We start from the raw sequence: 20227 nt of genomic DNA, 5'->3' as shown, positions 1-20227 counted from the left end.
GAAACCTCGGCCAGGCTCTGCACCGCGGAGACACCAGCGGCATGCACCACACCCGTCAGACCATCGATCCCCGCCACCAGCTCCGACACCGCATCCCGATCGGCGACGTCACACGCCACCACCTCAACCTCGGCACCCAACCCGGTCAGCTCCGCAACCAGCTCCGCCACACCAGCAGCCTGCCCGCCACGCCGCGACACCAGCACCACCCGCGAAGCACCACGCTGCACCACCCACCGCGCTGCCCGAGCACCCAACGCACCCGTACCACCAGTGATCAACACCGTCCCCGACCACGACACCGGAGTGACCGCTCCCAGCGCAGGAGCCGGACGCAGACGACGAGCAAAAACACCCGACGAACGCACCGCCACCTGATCCTCAGCACCCGAAGCGAGAACAGCGACAAACCGGCGACCCTCACGCTCACCCAGCACAGCCGGAAGATCCACCAGACCGCCCCACACCAGAGGCAACTCCAGCCCAGCAACCCGGCCCACACCCCACGCCATCGACGCGGCAACGTCGGTGACCGACTCCGAACGACCCACCGCCACCGCACCACGAGTGACAGCCCACACCCGGCCACCGATACCGGCGTCGGCAACCGCCTGCATCAGCACCGTCAACGACCAGGCCGACGCGGTGCCGGGAGCCCACACGACACCGGCGACCTCGCCGGTCACCGCGGAGAGCCGCTCACGAAGCACATCACGATCAGCCGAACCCTCGACCGGCACCACCTCGGCACCCGCCGACACCAGCGCCGACGCAACATCGTCAGCAGCGGGGCCGTCGGTCACCAGCAACCACGCGCCGGAAAGCTCGGGCTTGCCGGGGTCCGCGACCGGCGCCCAGCCGATCCGGTACCGCCAGCCCTCCACCACGGTCTGCGATCGGCGACGACGACGCCACGCGGACAACGCGGGCAGCATGCTCTCCAGCGCCTGCACATCCACGCCCTGCAGCTCACCCGCGAGTCCTTCGTGGTCACCACGCTCGACCGCCGACCAGAAGCCGCTGTCCCCGGCATCCGACACCGGTGCCGCGTCGGTGGGGGTAAGCCAGTAGCGGTCGCGCTGGAACGCGTACGTCGGCAGGGCCACCCGGCGACGGGAACGCCAACCGCAGACCCCGGGCCAGTCGATCTCAGCGCCGGCGGTGAACAGCTCGGCCATCGCCTGCAGCAGCGCGTGTTCCTCCGGAACGTTGCTGCGGAGCACGGCCACGACACGACCGTCCACGACCGCGTCCCGGACCAGCCCGGTGAGGACCGCCGCCGGGCCGACCTCGACGAACCGGGTCGTGCCGTGCCCGGCCAGCCAGGACACCCCGTCGGCGAACCGGACCGCCTCGCGCACATGCCGCAGCCAGTAGTCGGCGGTGAACTCCTCGACCGGCTCACCGGTCAGGTTCGACACCACCGGGATACGCGGCGCCTCGAAGGAGAGCCCCGCCAGCACGTCTGCGAAGTCGGCAAGCATCGGCTTCATCAGCGACGAATGGAACGCGTGCGACACCGTCAGCTGGGTCGTCTTGGCGAATCGGGATGCCAGTTCCTCGATCGCGGCAGCGTCACCCGAGACGACCACCGAACTCGGCCCGTTGACAGCCGCGATATCGAGACCCCGACCGGCGAGCCCGTCCCGGCCCTCCGAGGTCGGCCCGTCGACGGCCGCGATGTCCAGGTGCAGACCGGTGATCGCCTCACGAACCTCGGCCTCCGTGGCCTGCACCGCGAGCATCGCCCCACCCGCCGGCAGTGCCTGCATCAGACGGCCACGAGCCGCAACCAACGTCACCGCGTCATTCAGATCCAGAACCCCGGCAACGTGAGCTGCGGCGATCTCACCGATCGAATGCCCCAGCAGATAGTCCGGAGTGACACCCCACGACTCCAGCAGCCGGAACATCGCGACCTCGACCGCGAACAACCCGGCCTGCGTATACACGGTCTGGTGAATCGCCTCGGAGCTGATGGCTTCGCGCAGCGGCAGGTCCAGCAGCTGGTCGAAGCGGGCACAGATCGCGTCGAACGCCTCCGCGAACACCGGGAACCCGGCGGCCAGGCCCGTACCCATGCCGATGCGCTGCGCGCCTTGGCCGGTGAACAGGAACGCCGTCCGGCCGGCGTCCCCGGCTTCGGGCGTGAGCATGCTCAGGCCCTCGACGATCTCGGTGAGATTCTCGCCGAGCACGACGGCGCGGTGTTTCTGGGCTTTCCGGCCGGTCGCGAGTGCGTAGCCGGCGTCCACGGGGTCGAGCCCGGGGATCTCGGTGGCGAAAGCGATCAGGCGGGCGGCCTGCGCGCGTACGGCGTCGGCGGTGTGCCCGGTGACCACCCAGGGAACCAGGGACGACGCGGAGCGCGGCTGGTCGGTGGGCTGCGGTTCGGCCGGCGGCTGTTCGAGGACCACGTGGGCGTTCGTGCCGCTGATGCCGAACGACGACACCGCGGAGCGGCGCGGGCGGCTGGTCTCGGGCCAGGTCGTGGTCGCGTCGAGCAGGCGCAGCGCCCCGCTGGTCCAGTCGACGTGGTGCGACGGATTGGCGGCGTGCAGCGTACGGGGAAGCACCCCGTGCCGCATCGCCAGCACCATCTTGATCACACCGGCGACTCCGGCCGCGGCCTGGGTGTGGCCGATGTTCGACTTGACCGATCCGAGCAGCAGCGGGCGGTCCGGAGCCCGGTCCCGGCCGTAGGTGGCGAGCAGTGCCTGGGCCTCGATCGGGTCGCCGAGCGCCGTGCCGGTTCCGTGCGCCTCCACGGCGTCCACGTCGGCGCCCCGCAGTCCCGCCCCGGCCAGCGCGCGGTCGATCACCCGCTGCTGGGAGGGGCCGTTCGGGGCGGTCAGCCCGTTGGAGGCGCCGTCCTGGTTGATCGCCGATCCGCGGACCACCGCCAGGATCTGGTGGCCGTGCCGCTGAGCGTCGGACAGTCGCTCGACCAGCAGGACACCGGCGCCCTCGCCCCAGCCGGTGCCGTCGGCCTCGGCCGAGAAAGCCTTGCAGCGGCCGTCCGCCGCCAGTCCACGCTGGCGGTTGAACTCCACGAAGATGTCCGGGTTCGCCATCACTGTGACACCGCCGGCGAGAGCCATGTCGCATTCGCCCTGCCGCAGCGCCTGGACGGCGAGGTGCAGTGCGACAAGCGACGACGAGCAGGCGGTGTCGACGGTGACAGCCGGTCCCTCGAGGCCGAACGAGTAGGCGACCCGGCCGGAGATCACGCTCGTCGCGATACCGGTGAGGACGTGTCCCTCGGTCTCGGCCGGCAGGTCGGCGCCCTGGCCGTACCGGGAGGCGGCAGCGCCGACGAAGACGCCGGTCTGGCTGCCGTGGAGGGTGGCCGGGTCGATGCCGGCCGATTCGAACGCCTCCCAGGACGTCTCCAGCAGCACACGCTGTTGCGGGTCCATGGCGAGGGCCTCGCGCGGGGAGATGCCGAACAGCCGGGCGTCGAAGTCCGCCGCATGGCCGATGAAGCCGCCGGCTCGGGTGTATCCGTCGTACTCGCCGGTCCAGCCGCGGTCGAGGGGGAACGGGCCGATCGCGTCGGTGCCGTCGGTCAGCAGCCGCCACAGGTCGGCCGGGTTCTCGACGCCACCCGGGAATCGGCAGCCCATGCCCACGATGGCGATCGGCTCGTCGGCGTCGACGGTCGTGACGGTGGCCACCGGCCCGGACTCGGTGGCCGTTCCGGCGAGTTGCCGGCCGAGGTGGTTCGCGAGCAGTGTCGGGTTCGGGTAGTCGAAGACGACCGTGGCGGACAGCCGGATCCCGGCGGCCGCGTTCAGCCGGTTACGCAGTTCCACCGAGGTGAGTGAGTCGAAGCCGAGGTCCTTGAACGCGCGCCCGGCGTCGACGGCATCGGCACCGCCGTGGCCGAGGACGGCCGCGACCTGGTCACGTACCAGGTCGACGAGGGTGCGCTCGCGGTCGGCCTCGGTCATCGCCTGCAGGCGGCGGGCCAGTCCGGAGCCACCTCCGGTGTGCCGGGCCGCGCGTCGGCCCGTACCGCGGATGAGGTTTTTGAGAAGTGCCGGGACGGTGCCGGCGCGGCGGAAGCCCGCCAGGTCGAATTGTGCCAGGATCAGATGCGGGTCGGGCAACTTCCGGGCGGCGTCGAACAGGTCGAGCCCGAGCTCGTCGGAAAGGGCGTCGCCGGCCCGCGTCACCCGGTCGGCATCGGTGCCCGCCAGGCGTCCGCCCATGCCGGCGGCGTTCGCCCACAGACCCCAGCCCAGAGACTGACCGGGCAGACCAAGACCACGGCGGTACGACATGAAACCGTCCAGGAACGCGTTCGCCGCCGCATAAGCCGCCTGCCCCGCCGAACCGAACACCGCCGAGACCGACGAGAACACCACGAACAACCGCAGATCCCGATCCCGCGTCAACTCATGCAGATGCACCACCGCATCGACCTTCGGCGCCAGCACCGCGGCAACGCGCTCCCGAGTCAGACCGGTGAACACCCCGTCGTCAAGAACACCGGCACAGTGCACGACACCAGCCAGATGCTCCACACCGGCGACCACAGCCGCCAGCGCATCACGATCAGCCACATCGGCAGCCACCACCCGCACCGACGCACCCGCCGACTCCAACCGGGCGACCAACTCCTCCACACCCGGCGCGGCCGAACCCGACCGGCTCACCAGAACCAGATCCCGCACACCCGCCGACTCAGCCAGATGCGCCGCCACCAGAGCACCCAGACCACCCGTACCACCGGTGATCAGAACCGGACCGTCAACCGGACACGGCAGCAACACCACATTTTTGCCGACATGCGCGCCACGACTCATCGTGCCCAGCACCGCCGGCAACTCCCGCACATCAGCGACCGCCGGCGGCAACAACCGCAACGCCCCCGACTCGAAGAGCACCACCAGCTCGGCCAGCATCTCACCGGTCCGGGACTCCCCCGCCTCGGACAGGTCGAACGCCTTGTACCAGGCGCCGTGCCGCTCGCGCACCACAGCCGGGTCGCGGACGTCGGCCTTGCCCATCTCCACGAACCGGCCGCCGGGATTCAGCATGCCCAGGGTCGCGTCGACGAACTCGCCGGCCAGCGAGTCCAGCACCAGATCCACACTGCCGAACGCCTCAGCGAAACCGAGATCCCGCGACGACGCGAGGTGCGCATCGTCGACACCGAGGTCTCGGACCGCCGCCCACTTCGGCGGTGAAGCGGTCGCGAAGACCTCCGCACCCCACAGCGTGGCCAACTGCACCGCGGCCATACCCACACCACCGGCGGCCGCGTGCACCAGCACCCGCTCACCCGCACGCAGGCCACCCAGATCCCGCAACCCGTACCAGGCGGTCAAGAACGCCATCGGCACCGACGCCGCCTGCACGAACGACCAGCCCACCGGCATCCGGGCCACCACCCGATGATCAGCCACCACCACCGGCGAAAACCCACCATGGAACAGACCGAACACCCGATCGCCGACAGCAAGCCCCGTCACCTCAGGGCCCACCTCAACGACGACTCCAGCACCCTCCGAGCCCATCACCGCATCCGGCTCCGGATACACCCCTAGCCCGAGCAGCACATCCCGGAAATTCACACCGGTGGCCCGTACCGAGATCCGCACCTCGCCCGCGGCCAGAGCGGCGCTCACCTCGGGCACCTCGGCGAACCCGAGGCTCGACAGGGCACCGTCGGTGCCGGGGACGACCCGCCAGGGCTCGGCACTCCCGGGCAGCGTCAGCGAGGTCGCCGGGTACGCCCGGGTCAGCCGCGGAGCGAACACCTCGGCACCGCGGACGGCGAGTTCCGGCTCGTCCCGGCCGGCCAGGTCGGCCAGCAGCTCCGGCGACGGCTCGGCCAGGTCGATATCGAGGTCGGCGAGCACGATCCGGCCCGGGTTCTCGGTCTGCGCCGAGCGCAGCAGGCCCCGCACCGCTGCGGCGGGCAGGTCGGTGACCGGCCCGCCGACCGGGACGGCGCCCCTGGTCAGCACGACGAGGAGGTGGTCGGCGAAGCGCTCGTCGGCGAGCCATTCCCGTACGGAGGTGAGGGTGGCAGCGGTGACCGCGTGCACCTGCCCGGTGAGGTCGCCGCCGGTTCCGGAGACCGGGAGGACGGTGATCGTGGCCGCGGCCGCGGCCGTGGTGCCGGTGAGGGCCGGGAGTGCGGTCCAGGTGACGGTGTACATCGCGTCGCGCAGTTCGCTGCCGGCACCGGCGTCGAGCTGATCGCGGGACGCCGCACGCAGGACGAGCCGGCCGACGGTGGCGACCGGGCCACCGGTCACGTCGGCGATGTGCAGGGTGACGGCTTCCGGGCCGTCCGGGCTGAGACGGACCCGCAGCATGGGAGCGCCCGAGGCGTGCAGGCGCACTCCGGACCACGCGAACGGCAGGCGGGCGGCGCCGTCGTCCGGGAGCAGACCGCCGAGGGCGGCGGCGTGCAGGGCTCCGTCGAACAGTGCCGGGTGCAGACCGAACCGGCCGGCTTCGGTGTGTGCCTCGGTGGGGAGTGCGATCTCCGCGTAGACGTCGCCGTCGCGGAGCCAGGCCTCGTGCAACCCCTGGAACACCGGGCCGTATCGCAGGCCGGTGCGCTCGGCGGCGTCGCCGTAGAAGTCTCCCAGCTCGATCGGCTCGGCGCCGGCCGGAGGCCAGGCGGTCAGGTCGAACGACCCGGTGGCGACCGTGGCGGCGAGGGTGCCGGATGCGTGCCGCGTCCACTCGGACTCGCTGCCGGACTCCGATTCGGGGCGGGCGAACACCTGGACCGGCCGCTCGCCGGAGTCGTCGACGGCCGCGACGCGTACCTGGAGCTGAATCGCGCCGGAGGCGGGGAGGACGAGCGGCTGCTCGATGGTCAGGTCGGCGATGTCCAGACCGCCGGCTTGCTGGGCAGCGCGCAGCACCAGCTCCACGAAGGCGGTGCCGGGAAGGACGACGCGGTCGTGCACGACGTGGTCCGCGAGCCACGGATGCGTGTGGGTGGAGAGGCGCCCGGTGAGCAGGATGCCGTCGTTGTCGGCAAGTGTGACCACGGCGGTGAGCAGGGGATGATCGGCGGCGGACAGACCGGCGGCCGCGATGTTGCCGCTTCCGGCGCGCATCGGCGGCCAGTAGGACCGGTGCTGGAACGGATACGTCGGCAGATCGACGTGCCCGGCCGCCGGCAGGATCGCCGTCCAGTCGACGGCCACACCGACCGTCCACAGCTGCCCGGTCGCCCGCAGAACACTTTCGGTCTCGTCGCGGTCCTTGCGCAGCGCCGCGGCGTAGGTCAGCTCCGGCGCGGTCAGCGCCGCCATCCCCGACAGCACACCCGACGGACCGACCTCGACACACCGCGTCACACCGTTCGACGCCAGCCAGGACACCCCGTCAGCGAACCGGACCGCCTCCCGCACATGCCGCAGCCAGTACTCGGCGGTGAACACCTCGACCGGCTCACCGGTCAGATTCGACACGACCGGAATCCGCGGGGCCTCGAAGGAGAGACCCGCCAGCACCGCGGCGAAGTCGGCGAGCATCGGCTCCATCAGTGCCGAGTGGAACGCGTGGGAGACCGTCAACCGGGTCGCTTTGACGAACCGCGGTGCGACCGCGTCGATCGCCTCCACCGAACCGGACAGCACGATCGCGTCCGGCCCGTTGACCGCCGCGATGTCGACACCTTCCGGAACATCGGCCTCGGACGCCTGCACGGCCAGCATCGCCCCACCCGCAGGCAGGGCCTGCATCAACCGGCCACGAGCAGCCACCAGCGTGACCGCGTCATCCAGGTTCAGGGCTCCGGCGACATGGGCGGCAGCGATCTCACCGATCGAATGCCCGAGCAGATAGTCCGGGGTGACACCCCACGACTCGAGCAGCCGGAACACCGCAACCTCGACCGCGAACAACCCGGCCTGGGTGTAGACGGTCTGGTTGATCGCGTCGGAGTCGATCGCCTCGCGCAGCGGCAGGTCCAGCAGCTGGTCGAAGCGGGCACAGATCGCGTCGAACGCCTCCGCGAACACCGGGAACCGGCGGTAAAGACCCTCACCCATGCCGATGCGCTGCGCGCCCTGACCGGTGAACAGGAACGCCAGACCACCCGGAGCGGCGGTGCCGGACACCGCCGCGAGATCGGCCAGGCCGGCGGCCAACTCGTCCAGATCGGAGGCGACGATCACGGCTCGGCTGTCGAGTGCCGCCCGGGTGGTCGCCAGCGCGGCGCCGAGGGCAGCCGGTTCGGCCGTGGCGCCCCCGGACAGCAGCGCGCCGAGGCGGTCCGCCTGGTCTCGCAGTCCGGCGCCGGTGCGGGCCGAGAACACGAAGGGCACCGGTCCGGCGTACGCGGCCGGCGGCGCATCGTCCGTCTGTGAGGGCGCCGCCTCCAGAACCACATGCGAGTTGGTGCCGCTGATACCGAACGACGAGACGGCGGCCCGTCGCGGGCGGCCGGTCTCCGGCCACTCCCGGGACTCCCGGAGCAGCTCGACCGCGCCCGCCGCCCAGTCGACGTGCGGCGTCGGCTCGTCCACGTGCAGCGTGGGCGGGAGTACGCCGGCGCGCATGGCCATGACCATCTTGATGATCCCGGCGGCACCGGCGGCGGCCTGCGTGTGGCCGATGTTCGACTTGACCGAGCCCAGCCACAGCGGCCGGTCCCCGGTACGGTCCTGACCGTACGTGGCGAGCAGCGCCTGCGCCTCGATCGGGTCGCCCAGCTTCGTGCCGGTGCCGTGCGCCTCGACCGCGTCCACCTCGGCCGGGGAGAGCCCGGCGTTCGCCAGCGCGTCACGGATCACCCGCTGCTGGGAAGGGCCGTTGGGGGCGGTGAGCCCGTTCGAGGCGCCGTCCTGGTTGACCGCCGTCCCGCGGACCACCGCCAGTACCCGGTGGCCGTTGCGCTGAGCGTCGGAGAGCCGTTCGAGCAGCAGGACACCGGCGCCCTCGCCCCAGCCGGTGCCGTCGGCGGCGGCCGCGAACGGCTTGCACCGCCCGTCCCCGGCGAGCCCGCGCTGACGGCTGAACTCCACGAACGCGGTCGGCGTGGTCATCACGGTGACGCCACCGGCCAGCGCCATGGTGCACTCGCCACGCCGCAGCGACTCGGCGGCGAGATGCAGGGCGACCAGGGCCGACGAGCAGGCCGTGTCGATGGTGACGGCCGGGCCCTCGAGCCCGAACGCGTACGCGAGCCGGCCGGAGAGGACACTGGCGGCCGTGCCGGTGGCCAGATATCCCTCGGTGGTCTCGTCGTCGCCGGCGATCAGGGACGCATAGTCCTGGCCGTTGGTACCGGCGAACACGCCGATCCGCCGGCGCCGCAGCGAGCGCGGGTCCAGCCCGGCCCGCTCGAACAGCTCCCACGAGGTCTCCAGCAGGATCCGCTGCTGCGGGTCCATCGCCACGGCCTCACGGGGAGCGATGCCGAAAAGGTCCGCGTCGAAGCCGTCGACCGCGGACAGGAAGCCACCTTCACGGACGTACGACGTGCCGGGCCGGTCACCGGCCGGGTCGAACAGCGCGTCGACGTCCCAGCCCCGCCCGCCGGGGAACGGAGCCACGGCGTCGTGGCCACCGGCCACCAGTCGCCACAGGTCCTCCGGGCTCTGCACTCCGCCCGGGAAGCGGCAGCTCATGGCGATGATGGCGATCGGCTCGCGGGCGCCCTCCTCGGCCTCACGGAGACGCCGGTTGGCCTGGCGCAACTCACCGGTCATCCACTTCAGATGGTCAAGGAGCTTCTGTTCATCTGCCATGGCTGTCCCCTAGCACGCGGTTCTGGATCAGGTCGGTGATCATGTGGGGCTGCCGAACTCGCGCTGGATCAACTCGAGCATCTCGTCGGCGGTTGCCAGGTCCAGCCCGGCGTCAAGGCTTTCGCCGGGGTCGGACCCGGCGTTGGTACGGCTCCATTTGTCGTTCAGTGCACGCAGGCGTGCGGTGATGCCGTCCCGCTCGTTCTCGTCCGGCGCGACACCGAACAGCAGCGCCTCCAGCCGGTCGATCTCGCTCATCACGGTGGGCCGATCCGGCTCGTGGACGAGCTGCGGCCCGAGGTGCGCGGCGAGCACGGCCGGGGTGGGGTGATCGAACACCAGGGTCGCCGGGAGGTTGAGCCCGGTGGCCGCACCGAGACGGTTGCGGAGTTCGACGGCGAGCAAGGAGTCGAATCCAAGGTCCCGGAAGGACGCCGCGGGATCGACACCGCCCCGGCCGCTGTGCCGCAGCACGGCCGCCGTCTGGGCCGTGACCACCTCGAGGACGATCTTGTCGCGTTCGACGGCCGGGGCCTGGACGAGCCTGCTCTGCAGCTGTTCCGCCGAGGAGTCCCGGCCCGTGGGGGCGTCGCCGCCCGGCAGGTCGGTCAGTTCGGCAAGCAGCCGGTTGGGCCGGGCCGGGCTGGTCCCGGCCACGAACGCCGCCCAGTCGACGTCACCGATCACGAGGGCGGGCCGGTCGCCGGCGACGGCAGCGCCGAAGGCGTCCATCGCCGGTTCGACGGCCAGCGGGGAGAGGCCGAGATGCCGGTGCCGGCCGGCGAGCGCGGCGTCGGCGGCGAGTCCTCCGTCCGCCCACGGCCCCCAGGCCAGCGATGTCGCGGGGAGCCCGCGGGCATGCCGGTCGCCGGCGAGTGCGTCGAGATAGCTGTTGGCGGCGGCATAGTTGGACTGCCCCGGATTGCCGACCGCGCCGGCCATCGAGGAGTACAGGACGAACATTCGCAGTGGCAGGCCGGCCGTGAGGGTGTCCAGGTGCGCCGCCGGCAGTGTCTTGGCGTGCAGTACGGTGGCCAGTTGCTCGAGGGTGAGCGTCTCCAGCGGGCTGTCGTCGGTCACTCCGGCGGTGTGTACGACGCCGGTGAGCGGATGTTCGGCGGGGATGCCGTCGATGGCCGCCGCCAGTTCGGTCCGCGAGGCCACGTCGCAGGCCAGCACGGTGACCGTGGTCCCGGCACCGGTCAGTTCGTGGACCAGTTCGATCGCGCCGGGCGCTTCCAGGCCCCTCCGGGAGAGCAGAAGAAGGTGGGGTACGCCCCGGCCGGCGAGCCAGCGGGCGGCGTGGGCCCCGAGCGCCCCGGTGCCGCCGGTGATCAGCACCGTGCCGGTGAGTTCCGGCTGACCGGAGGTGGGCGGGACCACTGCCGAGCGACGCAGGCGGCGGGCGAGGACGCCGGCCGGGCGGATCGCCAACTGGTCCTCGTCCGAAGCGCCGAGCATCGCGGCCAGACGGCGCCGCCCGGTCTCGCCGAGCCGAGCCGGAACGTCGACGAGCCCGCCCCATCGGTGCGGCAGCTCCATCGCCGCGACCCGGCCGAGTCCCCACAGGTGGGCCTGGACGGCGTCGAGCGGTTCGGTGGAACCGGGCGTCGCGACGGCGTTGCGGGTCAGGCACCAGAGTTTCGCGGGCCTCGGCAGATCGGTGATCGCCTGCACGAGTGCGACCGTCGACGCGAGACCGGCGGGAACGTCCGGCTGTCCCGGATGCGGTGTGGTGTCCAGTCCCAGCAGTGACAGCACGTGCAGCGGGCCGGTGCCGTCGGTGGCGTTCAGGAGTGCGGCGAACTCGGCCCGGCCGGCGGTGTCCCCGACGATCACGGTCCGGGCCGTGGGGAGGGCCTCGACGATGTCGTCGCAGTCGACGCCGTCCGGCAGGATCAGCAGCCACGTGCCGGACCGGAGGTCGGTGGGCTCCGGCACCGGGATCCACGCCTCGGCGTAGCGGCGGCGGCCGGCATCCGACTCGTTGCGCCGTTGGCGCCGCCAGGCCGCGAGCGCCGGGAGGACGGCGGCCACGCCGGTGTCCTCGCCGAGTCCGAGGGCGCCGGTCACCCAGCCGGTGTCGTCCGACTCGACGGCGTTCCAGAACCGGGCCTCCGCCGGGTCGCCCTCGATGCCGGGCCGCACGGCTCGCGGCTCGGGCCAGTAGCGCGCACGGTCGAAGGCATAGGTGGGAAGGTCCACGAGCCGGTCGGCGCGGCCGAGAACGGCGGTCCAGTCGACGGCCACACCTTCCACGAACAACCGGGCAGCCGCGTGGAGCACCGTCTCGGTCTCGTCGCGGTCCTTGCGCAGCGCCGCCGCGTAGGTCAGATCCGGCGCGGTCAGCGCCGCCATCCCGGACAGCACACCCGAGGGGCCGACCTCGACACACCGCGTCACACCGTTCGACGCCAGCCAGGACACCCCGTCAGCGAACCGGACCGCCTCCCGCACATGCCGCAGCCAGTACTCGGCGGTCAACTCCTCGACCGGCTCACCGGTCAGATTCGACACGATCGGAATCCGCGGCGCCCCGAACGACAAACCGTTCAGCACGGCCGCGAAGTCGGCCAGCATCGGCTCCATCAACACCGAATGGAACCCGTGGGAGACCGTCAGACGGGTCGCCTTGACGAACCCCGGCGCCACCGCGTCGATCGCCTCGACCGAACCGGACAGCACGATCGCGTCCGGCCCGTTGACCGCCGCAATATCCACACCTTCCGGGACGTCGGCCTCGGACGCCTGCACGGCGAGCATCGCCCCACCCGCGGGCAGGGCCTGCATCAACCGGCCACGGGCAGCGACCAACGTGACCGCGTCATCCAAGCTGAGGACTCCAGCGACGTGCGCAGCCGCGATCTCACCGATCGAATGCCCCAGCAGATAGTCGGGGGTCACGCCCCACGAGTCGAGCAGCCGGTAGACGGCGACCTCGACCGCGAACAAGCCGGCCTGCGTGTAAACGGTCTGGTGAATCGCGTCGGAGCCGATCGCCTCGCGCAGCGGCACATCCAGCAGCTGGTCGAAGCGGGCACAGATCGCGTCGAACGCCTCCGCGAACACCGGGAACCGGGCAGCCAGGCCCGTACCCATGCCGATGCGCTGCGCACCCTGACCGGTGAACAGGAACGCCAGACCACCCGGGGCGGCCGTGCCGGACACCACCGCGAACTCGGTCAGGTCGGCGGCGAACCGCTCACCCGTGTCCGCGATCGCGACAGCACGATGTTCCAGGGTCGCCCGGCCCCCGGCGAGCGCCCGGGCGGTCTCCGCGGGATCGGCCCGAACGGCGTGGCGCGCGAGGCGCTGCGCCTGAGCATGCAGACTGGCCGCCGTCTTCGCGGTGAACACCCAGGCCACCGGATGGTCGCCGGTTCGCGCGGGCGGAGCCTCGGAATCGGGCGCCTGTTCGAGGATCACGTGGGCGTTGGTGCCGCTCAGCCCGAACGACGACACCCCGGCACGGCGCGGCCGGCCGGCCTCGTCCCAGTCGCGGTTCTCGGTCAGCACCCGTACCGCACCGGACTCCCAATCGATGTGACCGGACGGCGCGTCGACGTGCAGGGTGGCCGGCAGCACACCGTGCCGCATCGCCATCACCATCTTGATCACACCCGCCACACCGGCCGCAGCCTGCGTGTGCCCGATGTTCGACTTCACCGACCCCAGCCACAACGGCTCGTCCCGGTCCTGGCCATAGGTCGCCAGCAACGCCTGCGCCTCGATCGGGTCACCCAGCCGCGTACCCGTACCGTGCGCCTCCACCACATCCACATCGGACGGACGGAGACCCGCGTTCGCCAGCGCCTGCCGGATCACCCGCTGCTGCGACGGACCGTTCGGCGCGGTCAGACCGTTGGACGCACCGTCCTGATTCACCGCGCTGCCCTTCAGCACGGCCAGGACACGATGGCCGTTGCGCTGCGCGTCGGAGAGCCGCTCCAGCACCAGCAGCCCGGCGCCCTCACCCCAGCCGGTGCCGTCGGCCGCGTCCGCGAACGCCTTGCAGCGTCCGTCCGGCGCCAGACCGCCCTGCCGGGAGAACTCGGTGAAGATGCCCGGCGTCGACATCACGGTCACCCCGCCGGCCAGGGCGAGATCACATTCGCCGGTACGCAGCGCCTGCGTGGCCAGGTGCAACGCGACAAGTGACGACGAGCAGGCCGTGTCCACCGTCATCGCCGGGCCTTCCAGACCCAGCGTGTAGGCGATCCGGCCGGACGCCACACTGATCGTGGTGCCGGTCAGCACCTGGCCCTCCACCGCACCGGACGCCTCGTGCAGGCGCGGGCCGTACTCCTGGGCCATCGCGCCGACGAACACGCCGGTCGGAGTGCCGCGCAGGGACCGCGGATCCAGTCCGCCGTCCTCGAGCGCCTCCCATGCGGTCTCCAGAAGCACCCGCTGCTGCGGGTCCATGGCGAGCGCCTCACGCGGGGAGATGCCGAAGAAGGCAGCGTCGAAGTCGGCGGCCTCCGCCAGGAACGCACCCGCCGCACCGGACGGCAGGTCGACCGCCCAGCCACGGTCGCCGGGCAGGCCGGTCACGGCGTCGACGCCGCCCGACACCAGCTCCCAGAAGTCGGCCGGGTTGTGGACGTCCCCGGCGTAGCGGCAGCCGATGCCGACGATGGCGATCGGGTCGTGGCCGGCGACGACGGTGGCGGTCACCGGGGCGGTGCCGTCCGCCACCCCGTCGGCGCGGTCGCGCAGGTGCTCGGCCAGGCGGCGGGGCGTCGGATAGTCGAACAGGGCGGTGGTGGCGAGGGTGATCCCGGTGGCGGTGACGAGCTGGTTACGCAGCTCGACCGAGGTCAGCGAGTCGAACCCGAGACTCTTGAAGGTCCGGTCACCGTCGACGGCGTCCGCGTCGGCGTGCCCGAGGATCGCCGCGGCGTGGGCGCGGACCAGCGCGTACGGATCCGCGGACAGTACCGTCGCACCGGCCGGGCGAGCCGTCGGCACGGGGACGGCGGCGGGTTCCTCGGTGATCCAGAACCGGCGGCGCTGGAACGCGTACGTCGGCAGCGCCACCCGTGGTCCGGCCGGCGTGCCCAGGACCGTGGCCCAGTCCGGTTCGGCGCCCGCCGCCGCGAGAGTGGCGAGGGAGGTGAGAAAGCGGTCGATGTCGCCGTCGTCACGGCGCAGCGTCCCGACGGCGACCAGATCGAGGCCGGCGTCGGCCGCGGTGTCCCGGACGCTGTGCACCAGCACCGGGTGCGGGCTGACCTCGACGAAGAACCGGAACCCGGCGGCGGCGAGGCCGCGTACCCCGGACTCGAGTTCGACCGTACGACGGACGTTGTCGAGCCAGTACCGGGCGTCGAGTTCGGCGGTGTCGAGCCAGCGGTCGAAGACCGTCGACCAGAACGGCACCCGGCTGGTCCGTGGCTGCAACCCGGCCAGTGCCTCGAGCAGTTCACCGGCGTACTCGTCGACCTGTGCGGTGTGCGAGGCCCATGCGGCACGGACCCGGGTGGCCTGGACGTCGTGCCCGGCACAGTGCCCGATCAGTTCCTCGAGAGCCTCGGTGTCACCGGCCACGACGACGGCGCGGGATCCGTTCACGGCGGCGATCTCGATGCGGCCGTCCCAGGCGGCGATCAGTTCACGGACCTCGTCGCGGGTCAGCGCGAGCGCCACCATTCCGCCACGGCCGACGAGCCTGGCGTAGATCCGGCTGCGCAGGGCGATGACCCGGCAGGCGTCGTCCAGGGTGAGCCCGCCCGCGACGTACGCGGCGGCGACCTCGCCCTGCGAGCTGCCCGCGGTGGCCTCCGGTTCCACACCGTGCTCGCGCCACATCGCGGCCAGTGCGGCGCGGACCGCGAACAGGTACGGCTGCAGGACGTCGAGCCGGTCCGCGGGTGGCGCCCCTTCGGCGCCGCGGGCCACATCGAGCAGCGACCAGTCGACGTACCGGCGTAGTGCCCGGTCGCAGGCCTCGAACTCGGCCGCGAACACCGGCGAGCGGTCGAGCAGTGCGGTCGCCATCCCGGCCCACTGGGAGCCCTCGCCGGAGAACAGGAACGCGACGCGGCCGGCCCGGGCCGTCGCGGTGACGACACCGGTGGCGGGCAGTCCGGCGGCGAGAGCGGTGAGTCCGCTGAGCAGTTCGGTGCGGTCGCGGCCGAGCACGGCGGCACGGTGTTCGAACCCGTTGCGGGTGGTCACCAGCGCGCGGGCGATCGCGGTGTCGGTAACGCCGGGGTCGGCGGCCTCGGCGAGCCGGGCGGCTTGCGCGCGCAGCGCGTCGGGGGTGCGGGCCGACAGCATCCAGGGGATCAGCGCCGGTTCGGTACCGTCCGCCTCGGGCACCGGGCTCGGGTCCGGCCCTTCCTCGACGACGACATGGCAGTTGACGCCGCCCATGCCGAACGCGCTGACCCCCGCGACCAGCGGTCCGGCGCCGGGCCACTCGCCCAGTTCGGTCTGGACCCGCAGTCCGAGACGATCCAGCGGGATGGCCGCCGGAGGCGCGGTGAAGTGCAGGCTCGGTGGCAGCCGGCGGTGGCTGATCGCCAGGACGGTCTTCAACAGGCCGGCGATGCCGGCGGCGGCCTCCAGGTGGCCGATGTTGGTCTTCACCGATCCGACCGCGACGGGCTCGGCGGTACGGCCGGCGCCCAGCACCGTGCCGAGCGCGGCGGCCTCGATCGGGTCGCCCAGGGCGGTACCGGTGCCGTGCAGTTCGACGTATCGGACCTGCTCCGGGGCCACACCACTACGCCGGTACGCCGCCCGCAGCACCCGTGCCTGCGCCTCCTCGACCGGCGTGACGAGGCTGTCGCCACCGCCGTCGTGGTTCACGGCACTGCCACGGATGACGCAGTGCACGGTGTCGCCGTCGGTCAGCGCCGTCCGCAGAGGTTTCAGGACGAGCACCACGGCACCTTCACCGCGGACGATGCCGTTGGCGGACGCGTCGAACGTCGCGCATCTCTGATCGGGTGAGAGCGCACCGAACGCGGCGAGGCTCAGGGTGCTCTCCGGCGCGAGATTGAGCTGCACGCCGGCGGCCAGGGCCACCGTGGCCTCACCCGCGCGCAGGCTCTGCACGGCCAGGTGGACTGCCACCAGTGAGGAGGCCTGCCCGGCGTCGACGGTCACGCTGGGGCCGGTGAACCGGAACGCGTACGACACCCGGTTGGCGATGACACCCCGGTTGAGGCCGGTGGTGGTGTACTGCCCGATCGGCGTGCCGGCGCCGCGCTGCGCGATGGTCGCGTAGTCGCCGCTGGTCGCGCCGGCGAACACGGCTGTCGCGCTGCCCCGCAGATCCTTCGCGGCGATGCCCGCGCGCTCCAGCGCCTCCCAGCTGAGCTCCAGCACCAGGCGCTGCTGCGGGTCCATGGCCGCGGCCTCGCGTGGCGCGATGCCGAAGAAGCCGGCGTCGAACCGGTCGATCTCGTCGAGGAAGCCGCCGCGGGGCCGCGGCTCCCCGGCCGGCCAGCGGTCCGGCGGCGCCGGTGCGACGGCATCGACGCCGTCGCACAGCAGCTGCCAGAACTCGTCGGGTGAGGTGGCGCCGGGCAACCGGCACGCCAGCCCGACAACGGCGATGGGCTCGTTGCCGGTGCTGTTTGTCTCGGACATCGGCGCCTCGAATTCGGTCCGCCGGACGGCAACCGTCACGGCGACGGGCGGGATACCCCGAACACTATGAATGTCCTGATCACGGGCCAACCCCTACGCTCGGTGGCAGCCCCTCACCCCGTCCGGCGGGCCCTGCCGGGCACGCGAAAAGGGCGGTGCGGGCATCGTGGTGATGCCCGCACCGCCCTTGCGCCGGGGGTCAGACGGATTCGAGCTCGTGATCGTTGACCGGTTCGGCCGGTGCTTCCTCGCTCGGCTGGGCGGCGGCCCGATTGTCAATCTTGATCTTGACAATCCGGGCGAACAGATAGATGCCGGCGAGGATGCTGACGACGGCGACCGGCACGCCCCACCTCGGCGGGACGTACATGGCCAGGAACCAGGACTTGACCTCCACGCCGGTCAGGATGAACACCAGCGGGATCACGCCCTGCGGGATCAGCAGGATCGCGCCGAAGGCCCAGTACAGGCCCTCCACCGTGCTGCCCTTCTTCGCGGCCGCGGTCTGCTTGACGGCGGCCCGGCCCGAACGCAGGGTGTGCAGCATGTCGGAGCCGTCGGAGACGAGCCGGGTGATCGCCGCGCGACCGAGCCCCCAGCCGGCGATGACGCCGATCAGCAGACTCACCGGCAGCCCCGCCCACGTCAGCCACGGCATGTCGAGACGCTCACCGAGGAAGACCACGCCGAGGCCGGGTACGGCGAGGAGCGTACCGACCCAGAACAGCACCTGGGACTGGCCGGTGGTGTCGGCCCGCTCCAGCGGGTTGCTCGGGCGCTTGTGCGCGTCCGGGCCCGGGACCATGGCGAACACCGACGAGTAGATGATCAGGCCGGCGCCGCCGCCGAGCAGGGCGGGCACGGTGGCGGCGACCCAGGGCCACGCCCAGGTGTAACCGCTCCACCAGGTGAAGCCGATGCTCAGGGCGATCGAAAGAGGGGCGAAGACGATGAGGTACGCCCACTGGCGGCCACGGACGTCGGCGCGTTCGGTGCCCATCGCCAGGGTCTGCCAGATCGCGGTGCCGTCCTGGCTGTACAGGTTGCAGGCCGAGGTGATCGCGAAGAGCGCGAGCGCCGGGCCGGCCCAGGGCAGCAGGATCCGGGCGTCGAAGGTCAGTGGCAGCAGGACGGTACCCAGCGCCCAGAAGATCGGCACGATGGCGGTCGTGGTGCGCAGCGGGTCGCGCCACCAGGTGCGCAGCTCCTTGCGGACGACCGCGCCGGTCGAGCCGCCGAGCACGCCGCCCGCGGTGGGCGCCTTCCCGGCGCTGCCGCGGATGGTGACCCGGGCCCGGCGTGGATTGCCCAGCTCGACCGACCAGACGAGCAGCAACAGCCCGCACAGCAGCGCGAGGCCCACCGCCGGCGCGAGCACCAGCAGCCAGTCGCCGCGGCCCGCGGCGTCGACCGCCACGATGCCCCAGCTCGACGGGATCGCCCGCAGCGTGGTCGTCATGGTGACGGAGAAGCCGGTGGTGAGGATGTCGGAATACATGATCGCCACGACGATCATCCAGCCGGACTGGGTGAGCACGAGCATCGCCGCGAACAGCAGACCGGTGATCACCGCGCCGGCGCGGGACGCCGCGACCATTCCGAACAGCCCGTAGGCCACCCGGGACAGCAGCACCACGAAGACCAGTTGCAGCACCGCCATCGGCACCGCGACCAGGGCCGGGGTGACACCCTGCCGGGCGCCGTAGGTGATGAGGGCGACGAACGCGAGTGCCGTCACCGCGGTGGTGATCCCGACGAAGGCCGCGGCCAGCAGCCCGACCGCGAGCTTGCGCCGGGGCACCGGCAGCAGACTGAAGTGATCGGCCTGCAGAACCGCCGAGCCACCCCACAGGGGGCCGATCAGCCAGCCGAGCATCCACATCACGAACACGCACGCCAGCAGGTCGCCGAGGACCTCCTGGTTGGGGATGTCGACGAGGGTGAGCCAGATGGTGGCGGCCGCCGACAGCAACCCGAGAATGGCACCGACCACCATCCAGGCGGCCCGGCCACCGGTCATCGAGTTCTTGATGACCGAGAGTTTGATCCGGATCAGGACGCCACCCACGACAGCCCCTTCCGGGTGTGCTCGACGCCGTCGACCAGGCGTACGAACGTCTGCTCCAGCGTGGTGTCGCCGCGCACCTCGTCGAGCGGTCCCGCCGCGACGACCCGGCCGCGGGCCATGATGGCCACCGTGTCGCACAGCTGCTCGACCAGCGGCATCACGTGACTGGACAGCACGACCGAACCGCCGCCGGCCACGAACCCGTTGAGGATCGACTTGAGGGCGGCCGCGGAGACCGGGTCGACCGCCTCGAACGGCTCGTCCAGCACCAGCAGCCGCGGACCGTGCAGCAACGCCGTGGCGAGCCCGATCTTCTTGCGCATGCCGGTGGAGTAGTCCACCACGAGCGTCCGCTCGGCCCCGTCGAGTTCCATCACGTCGAGCAGTTCCTGCACGCGCCCGGCCAGGACGGCGGCGTCAATGCCACGCAGCTGTCCGATGTACGTCAGTAGCTCGCGGCCGGTGAGGCGCTCCGGCATGGACAGACCGTCGGGCAGGACACCCATCAGCGTCTTGGCCTCGACCGGGTCGGACCATACGTCCACACCGAACACCTGCGACTCACCGGCGTCGGGGCGCAGCAGGCCGACCGCCATCGACAGCGAGGTCGTCTTGCCTGCTCCGTTGGGCCCGACCAGCCCGAAGAAGGAACCCTGTGGCACCACCAGATCGACCTGGTGAACCGCTACGCTGTTGCCGAACTCCTTGCGCAGGCCGGACAAACGTAGTGCCGCCGGCCGATTCTCCACATCAGGACTTTCCGATCCGGCGTACTGAGTGGTCGCTGGCTTCATGATTCCCCTCGGTGTCACTAGATGGGCGACGA

Annotated in this window: 4 protein-coding genes; all 4 read right to left on the bottom strand. The window is 71.8% G+C overall.

The annotated features are described in order from the left end of the window. A partial coding sequence (locus AB0G04_RS34580; RefSeq protein ID WP_360991651.1) for an SDR family NAD(P)-dependent oxidoreductase occupies positions 1 to 9731 on the bottom strand: 9731 nt, incomplete at its 3' end. A 39-nt stretch (positions 9732 to 9770) separates the two neighbouring features. Then, the gene (locus tag AB0G04_RS34575; RefSeq protein WP_360991649.1) at positions 9771 to 17333 is read right to left on the bottom strand and encodes a type I polyketide synthase; all 7563 of its coding nucleotides are present in this window, start codon (positions 17331 to 17333) and stop codon (positions 9771 to 9773) included. Positions 17334 to 17532: 199 nt separating this feature from the next. Continuing rightward, on the bottom strand, positions 17533 to 19401 hold the full coding sequence (locus AB0G04_RS34570; protein ID WP_360991647.1) for a hypothetical protein: 1869 nt from the start codon (positions 19399 to 19401) through the stop codon (positions 17533 to 17535). Further along, positions 19386 to 20150, bottom strand: coding sequence for an ABC transporter ATP-binding protein (locus AB0G04_RS34565; RefSeq protein WP_360991644.1), 765 nt, complete (start codon positions 20148 to 20150; stop codon positions 19386 to 19388). The genes AB0G04_RS34570 and AB0G04_RS34565 overlap by 16 nt, the downstream gene beginning before the upstream one ends. Between the last annotated feature and the right edge of the window lie 77 nt (positions 20151 to 20227).

This window comes from Actinoplanes sp. NPDC023801, from assembly GCF_040639655.1.
Lineage (GTDB): Bacteria > Actinomycetota > Actinomycetes > Mycobacteriales > Micromonosporaceae > Actinoplanes.
This window is presented reverse-complemented; position numbering and strand designations above follow the sequence as displayed.

Coding starts and splice junctions, on each gene's coding strand:
- AB0G04_RS34575 (WP_360991649.1), bottom strand. CDS start 17,333: ATGTCCGAGACAAACAGCACCGGCAACGAGCCCATCGCCGTTGTCGGG.